The following is a 17,203-nucleotide window of genomic DNA, read 5'->3' as shown; positions in this document are numbered from 1 at the left end:
TGCAAATCCGAAGGATCATTCATGAGCTTCGACGCTATTCCTGTTCCTCTCCTCGCGCGGCGCGACGGAGACCGCATCCTGATCGGCGACCCGGTGGAAGAGGTGCTTTCACTGGCCGATGACGGGGCGGGTCGCCTGCGGCTGGCGGCCCCCGCAGGCGGCCTGACCACCGCACTCGCGGCCTTCGAGGCTCTGACCGCGACGGGCGATGAAACGGTGGTCCTGCTGGAGGGGCCGGGATGGGAGCGGCTGGCACCCGACCTGACCGAACGCGGGATCGCTGTACCCTTCGACGGCACGCTGGCGGTGTTTCCGGCGCTGTTCTGGCAGGTGCCTGACCGCTGGCTGATGTACCCGGCCCCGGCATGGCCCGAACTTTTCTGCCGTGGCCCGCACGGCCGTCACCCCTTGCGTCCGCCCAAGCCGCAGGGGCTGCTGTATCGCCGCCATATTCCGTGGCTGGACCAGTGGTTCACGCTGCGGGCCCTGCATATGGGCGACCTGCCAGCCTTCCATCGCTGGCAGAACGATCCCCGCGTTGCGGCCTTCTTTGAAGAGGCGGGCACGCTTGAGGATCATCGCGCCTACATTGCGCGCCTCGCTGCCGATTCACATATGCTGCCGGTCATCGGGGCACTGGACGGCCGGGACTTTGCCTATTTCGAGCTTTATTGGGCGCGCGAGAACCGGCTCGGGGCTGTGCACGACTGTGGCGCATGGGATCGGGGCTGGCATGTGCTGATCGGCGAGGAAGATGTGCGCGGCGCCGATTATGTCACCGCCTGGCTGCCCTCGCTGATGCATTACATGTTCCTTGCCGAACCGCGCACGCGCAGCCTTCTGGGCGAGCCGAAGGCCAGCCATGCGCAGCAATTGCGAAATCTGATGCGCGGCGGTTTCGCCCGGCTGCGCGATTTCGACTTTTCACACAAGCGCGCCGCGCTGGTGCAGCTTGATCGCCAGCACTTCTTTGAAAGCAGGCTCTGGGCCAGGCCGCCGGAAACCGACGGCATGCCGCTGCGCCTGTCCCCCGCCACGTTACTTTGAGGCAGATATGACCGAGACCATTCACGATCTGATCGGCGTGGGCTTCGGCCCTTCGAACCTTGCGCTGGCCATTGCGCTGCACGAACGTCAAAGCCCGGTTGACGCGCTGTTTCTTGAGGCGCGGCCCGGCTTTGCCTGGCATCCGGGCATGATGATCCCCGGTGCCGACATGCAGGTGTCGTTTCTCAAGGATCTTGTCACGCTGCACAATCCCGCCTCGGGGTTTTCCTTCCTCAGCTACCTGCACGAAAGGGGGCGGCTGGAACGCTTCGTCAACCGCAAGAGCTTTTTCCCCAGCCGGGTGGAGTTCAACGATTATCTCGGCTGGGCGGCGGCAAAGCTGGGAACCATCTGCGCCTATGACCAGCGGGTGACAGCCATCGAGCCGGTGGAACGGCAGGGGCAGATCACGCTGTTGCGCATTCGGGCCGAAGACGAATGTGGCTGCGTCACCACCCGCCTGGCGCGGCAGATCGTGCTGGCGCCCGGTGGGGCACCGCATTGGCCCGCCCCTTTCGCCGATCATCAGGGCGTGCCGGGGCTGAGCCATTCCAGTGATTTCACCCATGCCGTGCTGCCCCGTGTGAGGCCGGGCCAAAGCGTCGCGGTGATCGGCGGCGGGCAAAGCGCCTCTGAAATCTTTGCCGCGCTGGCCGCGCATCCGGCGGGCCTTTCGGTCGATCTGATCCTGCGGGGGCATGCGCTGAAACCGGCGGATGACAGCCCCTTCGTCAATGAGATCTTTGACATTGCGCATACTGATCTTCTGTTCGGAATGCCGCCCCGGCAGCAGCAGGCGTTCCGGCAGGATTTCGCGGCGACCAACTATGCGGTGACGGATACCGACCTGCTTCAGCAGATCCATGGCCTGCTCTACGAACAGTCGGTCATCGGCGAAGAACGGCTTGCACTGCGGCGTGATACGGCGGTGGCGGGCCTCCGGCCTGGCCCGGCGGGGCTGGCTCTGACACTGAAGACCCCGCAGGGGCGGCAGGACCGGCATTATGACCATGTGATCCTGTGCACCGGCTACCGGCGCGAGGCTGAAACACTTGGCCTGACTGGTATTGCCTCGTGGATTCAGTGCGGGCAGCCCGACCGGCAGTATCGCCTGCCGATGCGGCCGGGGTTCCTTCCGGCGATCCATGTGCAGGGCTATAGCGAACAGACCCATGGTCTGTCGGATACGCTGCTATCCGTTCTGGCCGTGCGTGCGCAGGAAATCGCCGCTTCGGTCGAAGCGGCGCACCGGGGGCAGCTTCTGGCAGCGGAATAGCTGGATAAGGGCTTGAGCGCAGCCTGAGGTTGTGCAATCTGGCGGTATCCACCCACGCAGAGCGTCGGCAGACAGCAACCGCCTCGCCGTCCGTTCCCCGGACGGCCCTGCCCGTGGAGTCTGGCTGTGACCTCTGTCGCCCCGCTGCCCGTGCGTTCTGCACCGGCCCTGCCTTCGTCCTTTGCCCATCTCTTGCAGGAAATGATCGACAAGCGGCAAATGCTGCTGTGCGACGCCATCCGCATCCTTGGCGCGACCGACCGCGCCGAGGATGTGCTGCAAGAGGCGATGTTGCGCTGCCTTGACCGCAGCGACCCGCCCCGGATCGACCGGCCCACACAATTCGCCCGACGGATGGTGCGCAATCTTGCCATTGACCGGCTGCGGCGCGAACGTCATCTGGTGACGGGAACGCAGGAAGAACCCGCGACCAGCATCGACAATCCCGAGGCGCGACTGGCTGGCCGGCAAGCCCTGCGCCAGCTTGACGCCCGGCTCAGGGACTGCCCGCCCCGCGACCGTGAACTGTTCCTGCGGCATCGGCTGCTGGGCGAGCCGCAGAACCGTCTCGCGGCCGAATTCGGCCTGTCGACGGCGCGGGTCAATGCGATCATCGCGCGGCTGCACAGCCAGCTTGCACCTTTGCGCCCGGAGCCTGTGCCGGAATAGGCTCACAGCCCCGCAGGCAGCACCACCGGACCGCCGCTGCCCGGCAGGTGCAGGCAGTCAAAGCCGATGCCGAAGGTCTCGCGCAGCGGGCCATCGGCCAGCACATCGGACGGTGGCCCGCTGGCCACCAGCCGCCCGTCACGCAGTGCAAGCACATGGTCGCACAGCCGCGCGGCAATCGTCAGGTCATGCAGGATCATCACAACGCTGCGGCTTTCTCCCAGACGCCGCAGCATCTGCACTAGCCCGGCCTGATGCGGCAGATCCAGAAAGTTCAGCGGCTCGTCCAGCAGCAGGGTGCCGGAGGCCTGCGCCAGTACCAGCGCAATCCAGGCCCTTTGCCGCTGCCCACCCGACAGGCTTTCGACCGCGCGATCCGCAAGCGGGGTCAGCCCAACCTCGTCCAGCGCCCCCGCCACCGCGGCCTCGTCCGCGCGGGTCATTGGCCGAAAGGGCCGCAACCACGGTGTACGACCGCGCGCGACCAGCTGACGGACAGTCAGGCCCGGCGGTGCGATGGCGCTTTGCGGCATCAGCGCGATGCGTCGCGCGCGGTCGCGGTGGGTCAGGCTGGCGACGGGCTGGCCCGCGTGGTGCAGGCTGCCGCTTTCCGGTGGCAACAATCCGGCGAGGCAGCGCAGAAGGGTGGTCTTGCCACAACCGTTCGGGCCGATGATGCCGGTGATCCCCCCTTGTGGCAGGGCAAAGCTCAGCCCGTGCAGCACTTCGGTGCGGCCAAGCCGCAGGGTCAGATCCTGCACGGCGAAAGGCATGGCGGTCTCCTAGCTCGACTTGTCAGACATCTGGCGGCGCAATACGACCAGCAGGATCGGTGCGCCGATCAGCGCGGTGTAAAGCCCGGTCGGCAACAGCGCTGCGGGGGCCAGACCGCGTGCCAGCACATCGGCCAGCGTCACGAACCCGGCGCCCACCAGCGCGGCCAGAAACGGGTCGGGGCGCCCGCGTGCGAGCCAGCGCGATACCGGCCCCGCCGCCAGCGCGACAAAGCCAAGCGGCCCGCAGAGTGACACCGCGCCCGCCGCGATCAATGCGGCAAGCAGACCCAGCGCGGCGCGCAACACCCCGACCCGCAGGCCCAGCGACCGGGCCAGATCATCACCCAGTTCCAGCCGGTCAAGGATGCGCCGCGCGGTAAACAGCGGCGCCAGCAGCGGCACCAGCCAGAGCGCGTGGCCCACCTCGGGCCAGCCTGCGCCATTCAGCGTGCCGGTCAGCCAGGCCATCGCCATCGAGGCATTGCCGTCGCCCGCCCGCAGGATCAGTGCCTCGGTTCCCGCTCCGGCCAGCAGGGCAAGGCCCAGCCCCTGAAGCACGACCGCGCGCGGGGCCAGCCCTTCGCGCGGATGTGCGGCCAGCCAGCCCAGCAGGATGATGGCCGAAACCGCCCCCACCCATGCGCCTGCCATCGGGGGTAATCCCGCCATAAGCGCCGCCACGGCGCCAAAGGCGGCGCATTGCGTCAGCCCGATGACATCGGGCGAGGCCAGCGGATTGCGCAGCAGTGTCTGGAACACCAGACCCGCCGCGCCAAGGCACATGCCCGCAACCAGCCCGGTGATCAGGCGCGGCAGCCGCAGCGACCACAGCATCCGTCCCACCCCCTCGGGACCGGAGAAAAGCGCCTGCATAACCTCGACCGGCCCAAGCCAGCTTCGCCCGGCGGCCAATGCCAGACCCGCGAGGGCGACCAGTGCCAGAAGCATCAGAACAAGCCGCATCAGTCTTCCTTTCGCAGGATCGACCGGATGAGCAGCATGAACACCGGCGCCCCGATCATCGCCAGAACGATGCCCAGCGGCAGTTCTGCGGGGCGCATCAACCAGCGCCCGGCAATATCGGCAAGCAGGGTCAAACCGGCGCCCAGCGGGCAGGCCAGAAGCATTGTGACCCCCAGCCCCGCGCCCGATGCCAGCCGCCGCGCCAGGTGCGGCGCAATCAGGCCGATGAAGCCAACCGGCCCAGCGATGGCGACCGCCGCCCCTGATGTCATCGCGATGGCGGCCAGCGCGAGGCTCAGCACCCGGCCCGGATGCAGACCAAGGGCGGCCCCCAGATCCTCGCCCAGCATCAGCGATTCCACCTGACGTGAAACGGCAAGGCCGAGGCAGATGCCCGCAAGGCCCAGCGGCGCGAGGGCGGCCAGCCGCCCGGTATCGGCCAGCGCAAGCGAGCCTACCATCCAGAAGCGATAGAGGTTGCGGGCCTCGGGGTTCATCAGCACGACGAAAGACACGACCGACAGGCAGAGACTTGCGAAAGCGGCGCCCGCCAGTGGCAGCCGCAGCGTGCCACCGCCGGAACCGGCCAGCAACCGCACCAGCACGGCGGCAGCGGCCGCCCCGCTCAGCGCGAAGGCCGCGGTCGCGGCCGATCCCATCGGACCCAGAAACCACAGCCCTGCGACGACGGCCAGTGCTGCCCCCGCGTTGACGCCGGTCAGGCCGGGATCGGCCAGCGGATTGCGCGTCAGCGCCTGCATCATAAGGCCGGAAACTGCCAGCGCCGCCCCGATCATCAGCGCGGCCAGCGCGCGGGGCAGCCGCATTTCCACCACCACGGCCTGCGCAAGATCCTTCGGGTCGCGCGCGACCAGCGCCTGCCACAGCAGGCCGGGGCCATAATCCTGTGCGCCCAGGCACAGCGCCGCCACGAACACCACGGCAACCCCGGCGCACAGCAACGGCAGGGCAGGGGGGACGGAGCGTTGCGGAAGTACGGAAGAGAGCACGATGAAAACCTGCGCGGGGAAGGAGGGGCGGCTGGCTTCGTGCTGACTGCGGAATGATCCATGCCCGCCCGGACGGCGCGGGTCAACCCCTTCGCTTGACCCGCGCCGGAGATCACGGTAGCCCGGTCCTGTCCCCAGCCCGTCGCCAGGCATTCCGTCAACTGAAAGGTCGACCATGCCCCGGCTGCTGCCTGCCCTCTGCCTCCTGTTTCTGCTTTGCCTGTTTTCCGCGCCGCGCGCGCAGGCCGATCCGGTGCAATTGCGCCATGCCTTCGGCGAAATCACGGTCGATCCGGCCAAAGTGCGACGCATCGTATCGGTCGGCTACCACGAACAGGATTTCCTCTATGCGCTGGGGCTGGCCCCGGTAGGGGTGCATGAATGGTTCGGCGGCCACCCCTATGCGACCTGGCCCTGGGCGGAACCCGCGCGCATCGCGCTCGGGGCACGGCCCGAGGTGCAGACTGGTTTCGAAATCGACGTCGAATGGGTCTGGATGATGGAACCTGACCTGATCGTGGCGACCTTCGCCCCGATGGATGCCCAGACCTACGCCCTGTTGTCGGAGATTGCCCCGGTGGTTGGGCGGCCCGAGGGCTATCCGGCCTGGGGCGCGCCCTGGGAAGAGGAGTTGCGCCTGATCGGCCGCGCGACAGGCCGGGAGGCGGCAGCCGAAACCGTCATCGCCCGTACCGGCGCGCGGATTGCTGATGCGGTCGCGAGCCACCCTGAGTTTCGCGGGCTGAGCGGCACGGCCGCTTTTTTCAACGACGGACAGATCATCGGCTATCGCCCCAGTGACGGGGCGAACCGTCTGCTGGGCCAGTTCGGTATCCTGACGCCGCCTGCCTTTGATGACATGGCGAGTGCGGGCGGCAATTTCATGGTCAGCTCCGAACGGTTTGATCTGTTTGATCTGGATGTCCTGCTGTGGCTTGTGGATGGTCCGATGCAGTCCGAGATCGAAGCGCTGCCGACCTGGCGCAATCTGCGGGTGGCACGGGAAGGGCGGGCGATCTGGGCCGACCAAATGATGACGGGGGCGATGAGCTTCCAGTCTCCGCTGTCGATCGACTGGGCGCTGGAGCGTCTGGTGCCGATGCTGACCGCAGCGGTGGATGGCGATGCGGCAACGGCCATCCCGGCGGTTCCGGCAGAGATGCCCGGCGCGCCTTGACATTTGCGTGAGGGGTGACCACAACCGCCCCACCAAGGCAGCGCCCCGGCGCAACCACGGCAGGAACCCGCGTGCCCGCACGCTTTCAGACCTCGCGCCGTGACCTGCCGGGACTTTCCCCGCCCCTGATGCTCGCGGCCCTGCCCGGATGGACCCGTCATGTCAGGACCTATGATCTTTTCCCGCTGCCGACGCCCGCTTCTCGCGCTTGCCCTTTGCGGCGCGGCTTTCACCCCCGCATCGCTTCATGCTGAAGAGGCCGTCAGGCTGGGCACGATCTACCTTGAAGGCGGGGACGGCGGCGCGATCTCGGGCGGAACGGGCTATACTGTCAGCGAAACCGCGACCGGCATAAAGGCTGGCGTGCCGGTGACCGAAGTGCCGCAGGCCGTTGGCGTGGTGACCGAGCAGGAACTGAAAGACCGTGACCCGGTCCAGATCGAGGATGCGCTGGCCTATGTGCCGGGTGTGACCGCCTCTGTCTGGGGGGTGGATGACCGCTATGACCAGTTTGCCCTGCGGGGATTTGATCTGGGCACTTCGGGCATCTACCGGGATGGCCTGCTGAACAAGGCGATGAACTTTTCGGGCTTCAAGGTCGATCCGTTCATGGTGCAGCGCATCGACGTGCTGAAGGGGCCGTCCTCGGTGCTGTACGGGTCGAATGATGCGGCAGGCATGGTGAACATCATTACCAAACGGCCGGTCTTTGCCCCCTTTACCGAGGCGCGTCTGTCCTATGGCTCGCATAATACGGTCGAGGCGGGTCTGGACACCGGCGGCAGCAACGCGGATCAGACACTCGCCTGGCGTCTGACCGCGCTGACCCGCGAGGGGGCCAATGCCGAGAAGAACACCCGCGACGACCGCGATCTTCTGGCGCTTGGCCTGACCTGGGCGCCGACCGACCGCACATCGGTCACCTTCCTTGGGCACATCCAGCGCGACCGGCTGGCGCCCAACAGCTTCATACCGGTCGCGGGCGAGGATTATCCGGCGGAAAAGGGAGAGCTGGCCGCTTCCTTCACCAATGCCCAGCATCCGTGGAACCGTTTCGACACCGAACAGGCCTCGATTGGCTGGCAGGCGGAACATGCCTTCAACGATGCGCTGAAGCTGCGGCAGAATTTTCGCTATGCCCGGCAGACCACCGACTACCGGCACATCTATTTCAACGGGATGATCCTGCCGGATTACACGCCTTCGGACGACACGATGAACTTCGCGGCCTTCTCGGTGGACGAGACGGCGAAGACCGCCGCGCTGGATACGCAGCTTGAGTATCGCTCGACCCTCGCGGGGGGTGAGAACATCCTGACCTTCGGTATCGACCTGTCGCGGCGCGAGGTTTCGGGCAGGATGGGCTGGGACAACAGCTATTCCGTGCCGGTCAGCGATCCGTCCTATGATTTCGTGGTGACCGCGCCCGGCATCTATCAGGACAACACCACCAAGGTGATCGAGAAGGGCCTCTACCTGCAGGACCATCTCCGGTTTTCCAACGGGGTGACGGTGACCGGCGGATTGCGGCGGTCGTGGGTGGAAAATACCACCGACAACCATCTGTCGGGCTCCACCAGCCGGCAGGACGATACTGCCACCACCGGCATGATCGGTGCAACCTGGGATCTGGGCAACGGCTTCGTGCCCTATGCGAGCTATGCCGAAAGCTTTACGGTGAATATCGGCAGCAGCTTCAGCGGTGAGCAGTTCCGGCCGACCGAGGGCAAGCAGGTCGAGGTCGGTCTGCGCTATCGCCCCGAAGGCAGCAACCTGCAATTCGCGGCGGCGCTGTTCGACATCACCAAGACCAATGTGCTGACCTCGGACCCCGGCAACCCCGGCTTCTCGGTACAGACCGGCGAAGTCCGGCATCGGGGCGTGGAGCTTGAGGCGCGCGGACAGGTCACCGAACAATTGTCGGTGGTGGCAGGCTACACCTATCTTGATGCCAGGATCACCAAATCGAATGACGGCGATGCGGGCAACCGCACTCCGCTGGCGCCCAGGCATCAGGCCTCGATCTGGGCGGATTACGCCTTCACGGGCAAGGCCGAGGGGCTGAGCCTCGGGGCTGGTCTGCGCTATGTCGGTGAAACCTGGGGCGATACGGCGAATACCCGGTCAGTGGATTCATATGTTCTGGCCGATATGGCGCTGCGCTATGACTGGGAGGGTTATTCCGCCGCGCTTGGTGTGACCAACCTTTTCGACAAGGATTACGCGGCGACATGCGATGCATCGGTCGGTTGCATCCGGGGCGAGGGGCGTGAAGTGACACTGACCCTGTCGAAACGGTTCTGACACAAGGCATGACCGGGCGGAGCGACCCGCCCGGTCAGACCGGGATGGCGGTGGTGTGCTTCACTCGCCGCAATACGAAGATCGACGAGGAACTGGCGATCGCCTCGTGATCCAGAATCCCGTGCATCAGCACCCGTTCATAATCTGCCACGTCCTGCGCCACGATATGCAGCAGATAATCCCAGTCGCCGCTGATCGAATAGCATTCGATCACAGCCTCCTGCCGGTCAATGAACGCCTCGAAGGCGGCGCGCATCTTGCGGGTCTGAGCGTTCAGCCGGATCTGGCAGAAGATATCCAGCCCGCGGCCCAGCCGGGCCGGATCGACCAGTCGGATTTCGGGGCCAAGAACCCCCGCTTCCTCAAGCGCCTTCACACGCCGCCAGCAGGATGCGGCAGAAGATCCGATCCGTTCGGCCAGGTCCTGATTGGACAGGCCGGCCTCGCGCTGCAAGGTTTCAAGGATTTTGCGATCCATCGCATCTATCTGGGTCATATGGTTCGCATTCGTGGCATGAGTGAACTGTCTGTATCGAATTTATCCTGAATCTTGGAAGATATGAAAGAAAATTTCGCGTTTCCTGCTGTAGAATCCTTCAAGGATGAAGGAGGGCGCGATGGCAGGAAACACGGCAAGGATCATGCGGCGCAATGCGCCCGAGGTTGCGGTGGACTGGCAGGCGGTGTTGCGACACATGGCGCTCAGCCGCGCGCTGGACGCGATGGAGGAAACCCGCCTCGTCCCGGAAAAGAAGGTGCTTTACCAGTTTTCGGCGCGGGGGCACGACATGGCGCAGATCCTTCTCGGGCTGCGGCTGGACGGCAGGCATGACGCGGTCTGCGGCTACTACCGCTCGCGTCCGCTTCTGTTGTCGCTGGGGGTGGACCCGGAAGATGCGCTGGGGTCGGCGATGGGCCGGGCAGGGGGCTATTCCGACGGGCGCGATATTGGCGTGGTGTTCAACCATCCGAACCCGAATGGTGCAACCGCCCTGCCGATGTGCGGCGGGGTCGGCGCGCAATACACGCCGACCGCAGGCTGGGCGCAGGCGCTGGAGTTTCATGCCCGCGTGCTGGGTTCCGCCGAACATGGCAAGTCGATTGCCGTCGTTCTGGGCGGCGATGGCTCGGTTGCCTCCAACGGGTTCTGGTCGGCGCTGACCATGGCCACCACGCAGCGCCTTCCGATGCTGTTCTATATCGAGGACAACGGTTTCGGCATTTCCGTCGCTTCGACCATGCAGACGCCGGGCGGCAATATCGCAGCCAATCTTGCGTCATGGCGGGGGCTGAAGATCTTTGCGGGCGATGGCACCGATCCGGCGGAAGCCGTGCAACTGACTGCCGATGCGGTGGCCTATGTGCGCGAGGAACGTGCGCCCGCCATGCTTCGCCTCACAGTGCCGCGCCTGCAAGGCCACAGCTTTCAGGATACGCAGGCCTACAAATCCGAAAAGCTGGTGCAGGCGGAACGCGCCCGCGACCCCTGGGACAAGCTGAAGGCCTTCCTCGTCCCTTCGCGGATGACTGCGGCAGAATGGGACGAGATGGTGCAGACTGCCGCCGAAACCGCCGAAGCCGCGCGATTTGCCGCCGAGGCGCGGCCGGTGGCCGAGCCGACCACCGTGTTGCGGCATGTTTTTGATGATGGCGAAATGCAGCAGATGGGCGGCTTGCGCCCCGCTGGCTGGGAGCCGCCGCCGATGTCCGACACGCCCCGGCCCGAAGGCCAGCGGCTGAACATGGTCACTGCCATCCGCCGCGTACTGGAGCAGGAGCTTGCCTCCAATCCCCGCATGGTGGTGTTTGGCGAGGATGTCGGGCCGAAGGGCGGAGTTCATGCCGTGACGCTGGGCTTGCAGGACAAGTTCGGGGGCGAGCGGGTGTTCGACACCTCGCTGTCCGAAGAAGGTATCATCGGTCGGGCGGTCGGCATGGCGCTGGCGGGTCTGTTGCCGGTGCCGGAAATCCAGTTCCGCAAATATTCCGAACCGGCCACAGAACAGCTGAACGACTGCGGCTCGATGCGCTGGCGCACCAACAACCGCTTTGCTGCGCCCATGGTGGTACGGATGCCGGTCGGGTTCTTCAAATGTGGCGACCCCTGGCACAGCCAGACCAACGAGGTCGCCTTCATCCACAGCCCGGGCTGGAAAGTGGCGGCGCCCTCGAATGCCGAGGATGCGGTGGGTCTGTTGCGCAGCGCCTTGCGTGGCAATGATCCGGTGATCTTTCTGGAACATCGCGCCATGCTGGATCACCCTTGGGCGCGGCGCCCCTGGCCGGGTGACGATTACGGTCTGCCCTTCGGCAAAGCGCGGCTGGTGGCGGAAGGGCGGGGGGCCACGCTGGTCACATGGGGCGGCATGGTGGATCGCTGTCTTGAGGCCGCGAATGGCCTGTCGGTCGATGTGATCGACCTGCGCACGCTGATGCCATGGGACCGCGCGGCGGTTCTGGCCTCGGTTGCGCGGACCCATCGCTGCCTGATCGTGCATGAAGACCTGCAAACCGCCGGCTTTGGCGCAGAAATTGCGGCGGTGGTCGCCTCGGAAGCCTTCACTGCGCTGGATGCGCCGGTGGAGCGTCTGACCATGCCCGATATTCCCAGCCCGCATAACCCGGCTTTCCTGAATTGGGCCGTGCCCTCGGTGGCGGCGATCCGGGCGAAGCTCGAAGATCTGATGGGGTTCTGACATGATCGATGTTCTTGTCCCGCTGGAGCAGGAAGGCACTGAGGCGGTGATTTCCAACTGGCTGAAGGCGGTGGGCGATCAGGTCGCGCTGAACGATCCGCTGGTTGAGCTCGAAACCGACAAGGTTTCGGTCGAGGTGCCTGCGCCCGTGGCCGGGCGGCTGGCGGAAATTCTGGTCGCGGCAGGCAGTCAGGCGACTCCGGGCATGGTGCTGGCGCGGATAGATACCGCTGACGCTCGGGTCGAAGTGGCGTCGCCGCAACCGCAGGCGGCGCCGGATCAGCCGGATATGTCGGGCTGGCATTCGCCTGCGGTGCGCAAAGCGCTGGCCGAAACCGGGCTGGACCCGGCGGCGATCACCGGCTCGGGCCGGGGCGGCAGGCTGACGCGGGCCGATGTGGACCGGGCGGCAGCCAGCGCACCCGTTGTCGCCTCACCGGCACCCCGGCCGAAACGCGCGCCGGGATTGCATGGCCAAAGCGTGCCGCATGATACCATGCGGCTGGCCATTGCCCGCAACATGCAGAAATCGGTCAGCGAGGCGCCGCAGGTGACAGCGGTGTTCGAGGCGGATTTCAGCGCGATCATGGCCCATCGCACCGCCCACCGGAAAGCGTTCGAGGCGCAGGGTATCGCGCTGTCTTACACTGCCTATATCGTTCTGGCGGCGGCACAGGCGATGCAATCCGCACCTCAGGTCAACAGCCGCTGGCATGACAGCCATCTGGAGCTGTTCAGCGACATCAATATCGGTGTCGGCACAGCCCTGGGCGACCGCGGACTGGTGGTGCCGGTGCTGCGCCGGGTACAGGATCTGTCGCTTCAGGGGGTGGCCGCACAGCTTCAGGATCTGACCGGCCGCGCGCGTGAGGGCAGGCTGCCCCCCGAGGATATGCGGGGCGGAACATTCACCATCTCGAACCACGGGGTCTCAGGTTCGCTGCTCGCCGCGCCAATCCTCATTCACCAGCAACAGTCCGCCATCCTTGGGATTGGCAAGCTGGAAAAGCGTGTTGTCGTACGCGAAGTTGGTGGGATCGACACCATCCAGATCCGCCCGATGGCCTATGTCTCGCTGACCATCGACCATCGTGTGCTCGACGGGCATCAGACGAATGCTTGGCTGACACGTTTTGTGGACGCGCTGGAAAACTGGCGCGGCTGAGCGGAAGAGCGGTGCGTAAGAGGGTCGACGACAGGCGCGGTGCCGATTTTCCCGGCCAAAGTACCCTGGATGACAGTCCCGTCATATCGCGGGATGCGATGCCCGACGATCTGTGTCGGGTGACTGCGGCTTTACGGCGAAGCAGATTGTATCCCGATCTGCCTTGCCACCTGAACGAAGGTTTGTACCTGAGGCGACTTGTTTGCACGTTTCCAGACCAGCACCGTCCGGCTGCGGAACGACGGATGCATGATTTGCCGGACTTCTACGGCGCGGCCGAGAAACCCGATCAGGCTTTCGGGATAGATTGTTATACCAAGCCCGGCAGCCACCAGGCCGTTGAGAGCCAGGGTATTTGACGCTTCAAGCGCCACGTTCAAAGCAATGCCCTCGGCCGAAAACAGATCGTTCAGGCGCCAGCGATATTCCTCCCATTCTCGCATGTTGCCCAGGATGACCGGCTGGTCTGCAAAATCTGAAGGGACGATTTTGGGGCGTAACAGAAGCGGATGGTTGCGGGGGGTCACGACATAGAGCGGTTCGGAGGTCAGCTGAAGCGCGTGGAAATCCGGGTGATCGAAGGGACCGATCATATAGCCGACATCCACCTCTCCGTTTGCAAGGGCGATCTTCTGGCCCTGCGTGCGGATATATTCCAGCCGGACATCAATATAGGGATGCGCCCGCCTGAAGCGCAGGACGGCCGAGGGCATCAACTCGGTCGCGGCGAATGCCATGTAGGCGATACGCAAAAGCCCGGACTTGCCTTCTGCGAGGCGCCGGGCAGCCTGAATGGCTTCATCATAGCCGCGCAGCAATTCGGAGTTGTCGGTGAAGAATCTCTGGCCCGCCTGCGTCAGCGAGACTTCCCGTGTCGTCCGGTCCAGCAGGCGGAAGCCGAGGCTTTGTTCCAGCTTCTGAATGCGGCGGCTGAGGGCCGATTGGTCAAGGTTCAGCCGCTCTGCCGTACGCCGGAAATTCAGGTCCTGTGCAAGGGCAAGAAATGTCTGGATGTTTTCAAGGCCAGGCAGTGTCTTCATGCGATTGGTCCCGTTCGTCGCGGTGATTTGAGTGATGCAAATGATGCATCAATAAAGGATGAAGCGTCATTTCACAGCCGTCAATCTGCCTGCCAAATTCTGTTTCAGGGCCGCCGAACCCAAGCTCCCCAAGGTCGTCGGCAGCTCGGAACATTCGATTGCGCTTGTGCGTGATCGGCATCAGAGGATGACAGGAGACTAGAATGAGCGATGTTGACGCGAAGGAACTGGACCGGCTGTTGCAGCAGGCTTTCGACACGGCCAGCAAGCTGTATCAGCAGCGTGGCTTCCAGCGCCGCGTGGGCTTTGGCAGGCGTCCTGCACTGGTGAGCGTCGACCTCGCCAACGCCTGGACCCGTCCCGGCAATCCCTTCACCTGCGATCAGGAGAAGATGGATAACGAGATCATCCCCGGCATGCAGAAACTGCTCAAGGCCTTCCGCGCCGCGCAGCTGCCGGTCGTGCATGTGACCACGGCCTACGAAATCACCGACCGCAAAGCCGATTTCACCGACATGGGCCTGTGGCACAACAAGATCCCTGTCGATGTGGTGGATCTGAAGAACAAGGATCTGTGGGCGATCGACAGCCGCATTGCGCCGGTCGATGGCGAATATACCCTGCTGAAGAAACGCGCCTCGTCCTTCCATGGCACAGAACTGGCGGGTATCCTTCGGGCGAACAATGTGGATACGATCCTCGTGACCGGCGTGACGGCCTGCGCCTGTGTGCGTCAGACCATCTGCGACGGCATTGCGGACGGCTTCCGCACCATCGCGGTCAAGGAAGCCATCGGTGACCGCGTACCGGGCGCGGTGGCGTGGAATCTGTTCGATATCGACGCCAAGTTCGGTGACGTCCACACCGTCGATGAATGCGTGGCCTATATCGACAGCCTCGCTGCGCAGAAGGTCGCTGCCGAGTGATCGTCATGCCGGGCCGGAAGGCCCGGCATTTGCCATTCGCCCGAAAGAGGCGAGCGAACGACAGGAGAGCTGAAATGGCCAGAATTGGCGTCGACGTCGGCGGAACGAACACCGACCTCGTGCTGGAATGCGCGAAGGGCGTATTCTACCACAAGATTCCCACGACCCTGAAGAACCAGTCCATAGGCGTGGTCGAAGGCGTGCAGGGCATCTGCCGCAAAGCGGGTATTGATCCGGCCGAGGTGGAAATCATCGTCCATGGCACCACCACTGCGACGAATATCACGATCGAACATAACGGTGCCGAATGCGGGATGATCACGACCGAAGGGTTTCGCGACATCCTGCACATCGGGCGGCACAAACGGCCCTATAACTTCTCTCTCCATTTCGATGTGCCGTGGCAAAGTCAGCCTCTGGTCAAGCGGCGCAACCGGATTCCGGTGGCCGAGCGTATCCTGCCCCCCACGGGCGAGATCGCGACCCCTCTTGACGAACGGGCCGTGCGCGATGCCTGCGCGGTGTTCAGGAAGCGCGGGATCAATTCGGTCGTCATCGGCTTCATGTTCGCCTTCCTGAACGACGCGCATGAGGTACGGGCCAAGGAAATCGTGCTGGAAGAGATGCCCGACGCCTATGTCACCCTGTCGTCCGAGGTTGCCAAGGTGATGCGGGAGTATGAACGTTTCTCGACCGCCGCGATGAATTCCTATGTCGGACCCAAGACCGCCTTCTACCTGCGTGACCTCGACTCGCGGCTGCGCGAGGCGGGGGTGAAATCCAAGCTTCGGATCATGCAGTCGAATGGAGGTGTTTCCACGGTCGAATCCTGCGCGAGGCGGCCCATTCGCATCCTGATGTCCGGCCCGGCGGGCGGGGTTATCGGCGGCGCTTCCGAAGGCGCGATGGCGGGTGAAGCCAACATCATTACCGTCGATATCGGCGGAACCTCGGCAGATATTTCCACCATTCCTGCGGGCGCGGTGAAGATCATGAACCCGCGCGACACCTATGTGTCAGGCCATCCCGTGCTGACGCCGATGATTGACCTTGTCACCATCGGTGCGGGCGGCGGATCGGTTGCCTATATCGACGAGGCGGGGGCTTTCCATGTCGGCCCGCGTTCGGCCGGATCGGAACCGGGGCCTGCCTGCTATGGCCGTGGCGGCACCGAACCCACTGTAACCGATGCGCAGATCGTGCTGGGACGGCTGGACCCAGATATGGCGCTGGGGGGCGATCTGAAGCTGGATGCAAGCCTGTCTCACAAAGCGATAGAGGAAAAGATTGCCGTTCCGCTGGGCATGACGGTCAAGGACGCGGCGCTGGGAATCATCCGTATCATCAACAACAACATGGCGCTGGCGATCCGGTCAAACTCGGTTGCCCGGGGCATCGACCCGCGTGAATTCTCGATCATGCCGTTTGGCGGGGCGGGTCCGCTGCATGGTGTCGCGCTGGCCGAGGCGATGTCCTGCAAGGACGTGATCGTGCCTGTCGCGCCTGGCATCACCGCCGCAGTCGGGCTGTTGAAGACCGATCTGCAATATGAACACACCGAAGCGGTGATCGTCGAATTGCTGAAGGCGGGAGAGGCGGAGTTTGCGCGCATCAATGCCGCCGTCGCCTCCCTGCGGGACCGGGTTCAGGCAGAACTGGACAATGACGGCATTCCGCGCGACCAGCAGACCATCACCGTGATTGCGGAATGCCGCTATCATGGGCAGGGTTTCGAATTGCGCGCGGTGATGCCCGAAGGGCCGGTTGTCCGGCAGAATGTGCATGTCATCACCGACAGCTTCCACGACCAGCATCAGCAGGATTACGGCTACAGCTACCGCAAGGCCGAAGTGGAACTGATCACGCTTCGGGCCATCGGGTCCGCTGCGGTCCGCAGGATCGAGATCCCGGCAATCCCTCGGACCGACGGCTCCGGAATCGACCGTGCGCTGATGTTCGTGCGCCCGACGACCTTTGATGATGGCCGGACGCTGGAAACCCCGCGTTATGACCGCACGAGGCTTCTGGCGGGGGACCGCGTTCCGGGGCCGGCGCTCTTGCACCAGCACAACGCGACGACCCTCGTCCCGCCCGGCTATGTGGCCGAGACGCTGGATTACGGGAACACGCGCATCCGCCTGATCGGCGCGTAAG

The 17,203-nt window shown here is 64.6% G+C and carries 14 protein-coding genes; 9 read left to right on the top strand and 5 right to left on the bottom strand.

Annotated elements, in window-relative coordinates; all coding sequences use genetic code 11:
- Positions 1–21 precede the first annotated feature (21 nt).
- The 3 genes from C8N34_RS12555 to C8N34_RS12545 all read left to right on the top strand — a co-directional run bounded on the left by C8N34_RS12555 (position 22) and on the right by C8N34_RS12545 (position 2,992).
- Complete coding sequence (locus C8N34_RS12555; RefSeq protein ID WP_108129133.1) at positions 22–1,047, top strand: GNAT family N-acetyltransferase; 1,026 nt, start codon at positions 22–24, stop codon at positions 1,045–1,047.
- 7 nt (positions 1,048–1,054) lie between these two features.
- Complete coding sequence (locus tag C8N34_RS12550) at positions 1,055–2,323, top strand: lysine N(6)-hydroxylase/L-ornithine N(5)-oxygenase family protein (RefSeq protein WP_108129132.1); 1,269 nt, start codon at positions 1,055–1,057, stop codon at positions 2,321–2,323.
- A 126-nt stretch (positions 2,324–2,449) separates the two neighbouring features.
- A complete protein-coding gene (locus C8N34_RS12545) occupies positions 2,450–2,992 on the top strand; it encodes a sigma-70 family RNA polymerase sigma factor (protein ID WP_145693602.1) in 543 nt (180 codons plus the stop codon).
- Positions 2,993–2,994: 2 nt separating this feature from the next.
- Here the strand turns inward: C8N34_RS12545 and C8N34_RS12540 are convergent, their stop codons facing one another.
- Genes C8N34_RS12540 through C8N34_RS12530 form a run of 3 tightly spaced genes read right to left on the bottom strand, consistent with a single transcriptional unit; the run spans position 2,995 to position 5,918 of the window.
- Positions 2,995–3,765 (bottom strand): ABC transporter ATP-binding protein, encoded by a 771-nt coding sequence (locus C8N34_RS12540; RefSeq protein WP_108129130.1) that lies wholly within the window; start codon positions 3,763–3,765, stop codon positions 2,995–2,997.
- Positions 3,766–3,774: 9 nt separating this feature from the next.
- Entirely contained in the window at positions 3,775–4,731 is a 957-nt protein-coding gene (locus C8N34_RS12535) for a FecCD family ABC transporter permease (protein WP_108129129.1), read from the bottom strand.
- Positions 4,731–5,918, bottom strand: a complete 1,188-nt coding sequence (locus C8N34_RS12530) for a FecCD family ABC transporter permease (protein ID WP_158640693.1) — start codon at positions 5,916–5,918, stop codon at positions 4,731–4,733. The genes C8N34_RS12535 and C8N34_RS12530 overlap by 1 nt, the downstream gene beginning before the upstream one ends.
- Here C8N34_RS12530 and C8N34_RS12525 point away from each other — a divergent pair.
- The gene (locus C8N34_RS12525; protein ID WP_108129217.1) at positions 5,917–6,918 is read left to right on the top strand and encodes an ABC transporter substrate-binding protein; all 1,002 of its coding nucleotides are present in this window, start codon (positions 5,917–5,919) and stop codon (positions 6,916–6,918) included. The genes C8N34_RS12530 and C8N34_RS12525 overlap by 2 nt on opposite strands.
- Positions 6,919–7,077: 159 nt before the next feature.
- Entirely contained in the window at positions 7,078–9,222 is a 2,145-nt protein-coding gene (locus C8N34_RS12520; protein WP_108129127.1) for a TonB-dependent siderophore receptor, read from the top strand.
- Between the two features lie 34 nt (positions 9,223–9,256).
- Here C8N34_RS12520 and C8N34_RS12515 read toward each other — a convergent pair whose 3' ends face one another.
- Positions 9,257–9,718 (bottom strand): Lrp/AsnC family transcriptional regulator, encoded by a 462-nt coding sequence (locus tag C8N34_RS12515; RefSeq protein WP_108129126.1) that lies wholly within the window; start codon positions 9,716–9,718, stop codon positions 9,257–9,259.
- A 121-nt stretch (positions 9,719–9,839) separates the two neighbouring features.
- Here C8N34_RS12515 and C8N34_RS12510 point away from each other — a divergent pair, with 121 nt between their 5' ends.
- The gene (locus C8N34_RS12510; protein WP_108129125.1) at positions 9,840–11,918 is read left to right on the top strand and encodes an alpha-ketoacid dehydrogenase subunit alpha/beta; all 2,079 of its coding nucleotides are present in this window, start codon (positions 9,840–9,842) and stop codon (positions 11,916–11,918) included.
- A 1-nt stretch (position 11,919) separates the two neighbouring features.
- Positions 11,920–13,083, top strand: a complete 1,164-nt coding sequence (locus C8N34_RS12505; protein WP_108129124.1) for a dihydrolipoamide acetyltransferase family protein — start codon at positions 11,920–11,922, stop codon at positions 13,081–13,083.
- 131 nt (positions 13,084–13,214) lie between these two features.
- On the opposite strand, the gene C8N34_RS12500 is transcribed toward C8N34_RS12505, so the two are convergent.
- Entirely contained in the window at positions 13,215–14,123 is a 909-nt protein-coding gene (locus C8N34_RS12500) for a LysR family transcriptional regulator (protein WP_108129123.1), read from the bottom strand.
- A 203-nt stretch (positions 14,124–14,326) separates the two neighbouring features.
- On the opposite strand from C8N34_RS12500, the gene C8N34_RS12495 reads away from it, so the two are divergent.
- Together C8N34_RS12495 and C8N34_RS12490 are read left to right on the top strand one after the other, a co-directional pair.
- Positions 14,327–15,049 (top strand): isochorismatase family protein, encoded by a 723-nt coding sequence (locus tag C8N34_RS12495; protein WP_108129122.1) that lies wholly within the window; start codon positions 14,327–14,329, stop codon positions 15,047–15,049.
- Positions 15,050–15,123: 74 nt separating this feature from the next.
- Positions 15,124–17,202 carry a hydantoinase/oxoprolinase family protein gene (locus C8N34_RS12490; RefSeq protein ID WP_108129121.1) on the top strand — a complete coding sequence of 693 codons (2,079 nt, stop codon included), beginning with the start codon at positions 15,124–15,126 and terminating at the stop codon, positions 17,200–17,202.
- Position 17,203 lies beyond the last annotated feature (1 nt).

Origin of the sequence: Gemmobacter caeni, from assembly GCF_003054195.1 — a bacterium.
In the GTDB taxonomy this organism is placed as follows: domain Bacteria; phylum Pseudomonadota; class Alphaproteobacteria; order Rhodobacterales; family Rhodobacteraceae; genus Gemmobacter; species Gemmobacter caeni.
This window is presented reverse-complemented; position numbering and strand designations above follow the sequence as displayed.

What these genes read in the sequence shown, in the direction of transcription:
- C8N34_RS12525 (WP_108129217.1), top strand. Translation starts at nt 5,917, where the DNA reads ATGCCCCGGCTGCTGCCTGCCCTCTGCCTCCTGTTTCTGCTTTGCCTG.
- C8N34_RS12535 (WP_108129129.1), bottom strand. Translation starts at nt 4,731, where the DNA reads ATGCGGCTTGTTCTGATGCTTCTGGCACTGGTCGCCCTCGCGGGTCTG.
- C8N34_RS12490 (WP_108129121.1), top strand. Translation starts at nt 15,124, where the DNA reads ATGGCCAGAATTGGCGTCGACGTCGGCGGAACGAACACCGACCTCGTG.
- C8N34_RS12505 (WP_108129124.1), top strand. Translation starts at nt 11,920, where the DNA reads ATGATCGATGTTCTTGTCCCGCTGGAGCAGGAAGGCACTGAGGCGGTG.
- C8N34_RS12555 (WP_108129133.1), top strand. Translation starts at nt 22, where the DNA reads ATGAGCTTCGACGCTATTCCTGTTCCTCTCCTCGCGCGGCGCGACGGA.
- C8N34_RS12530 (WP_158640693.1), bottom strand. Translation starts at nt 5,918, where the DNA reads ATGGTCGACCTTTCAGTTGACGGAATGCCTGGCGACGGGCTGGGGACA.
- C8N34_RS12550 (WP_108129132.1), top strand. Translation starts at nt 1,055, where the DNA reads ATGACCGAGACCATTCACGATCTGATCGGCGTGGGCTTCGGCCCTTCG.
- C8N34_RS12520 (WP_108129127.1), top strand. Translation starts at nt 7,078, where the DNA reads ATGTCAGGACCTATGATCTTTTCCCGCTGCCGACGCCCGCTTCTCGCG.
- C8N34_RS12500 (WP_108129123.1), bottom strand. Translation starts at nt 14,123, where the DNA reads ATGAAGACACTGCCTGGCCTTGAAAACATCCAGACATTTCTTGCCCTT.
- C8N34_RS12540 (WP_108129130.1), bottom strand. Translation starts at nt 3,765, where the DNA reads ATGCCTTTCGCCGTGCAGGATCTGACCCTGCGGCTTGGCCGCACCGAA.
- C8N34_RS12510 (WP_108129125.1), top strand. Translation starts at nt 9,840, where the DNA reads ATGGCAGGAAACACGGCAAGGATCATGCGGCGCAATGCGCCCGAGGTT.
- C8N34_RS12495 (WP_108129122.1), top strand. Translation starts at nt 14,327, where the DNA reads ATGAGCGATGTTGACGCGAAGGAACTGGACCGGCTGTTGCAGCAGGCT.
- C8N34_RS12515 (WP_108129126.1), bottom strand. Translation starts at nt 9,718, where the DNA reads ATGACCCAGATAGATGCGATGGATCGCAAAATCCTTGAAACCTTGCAG.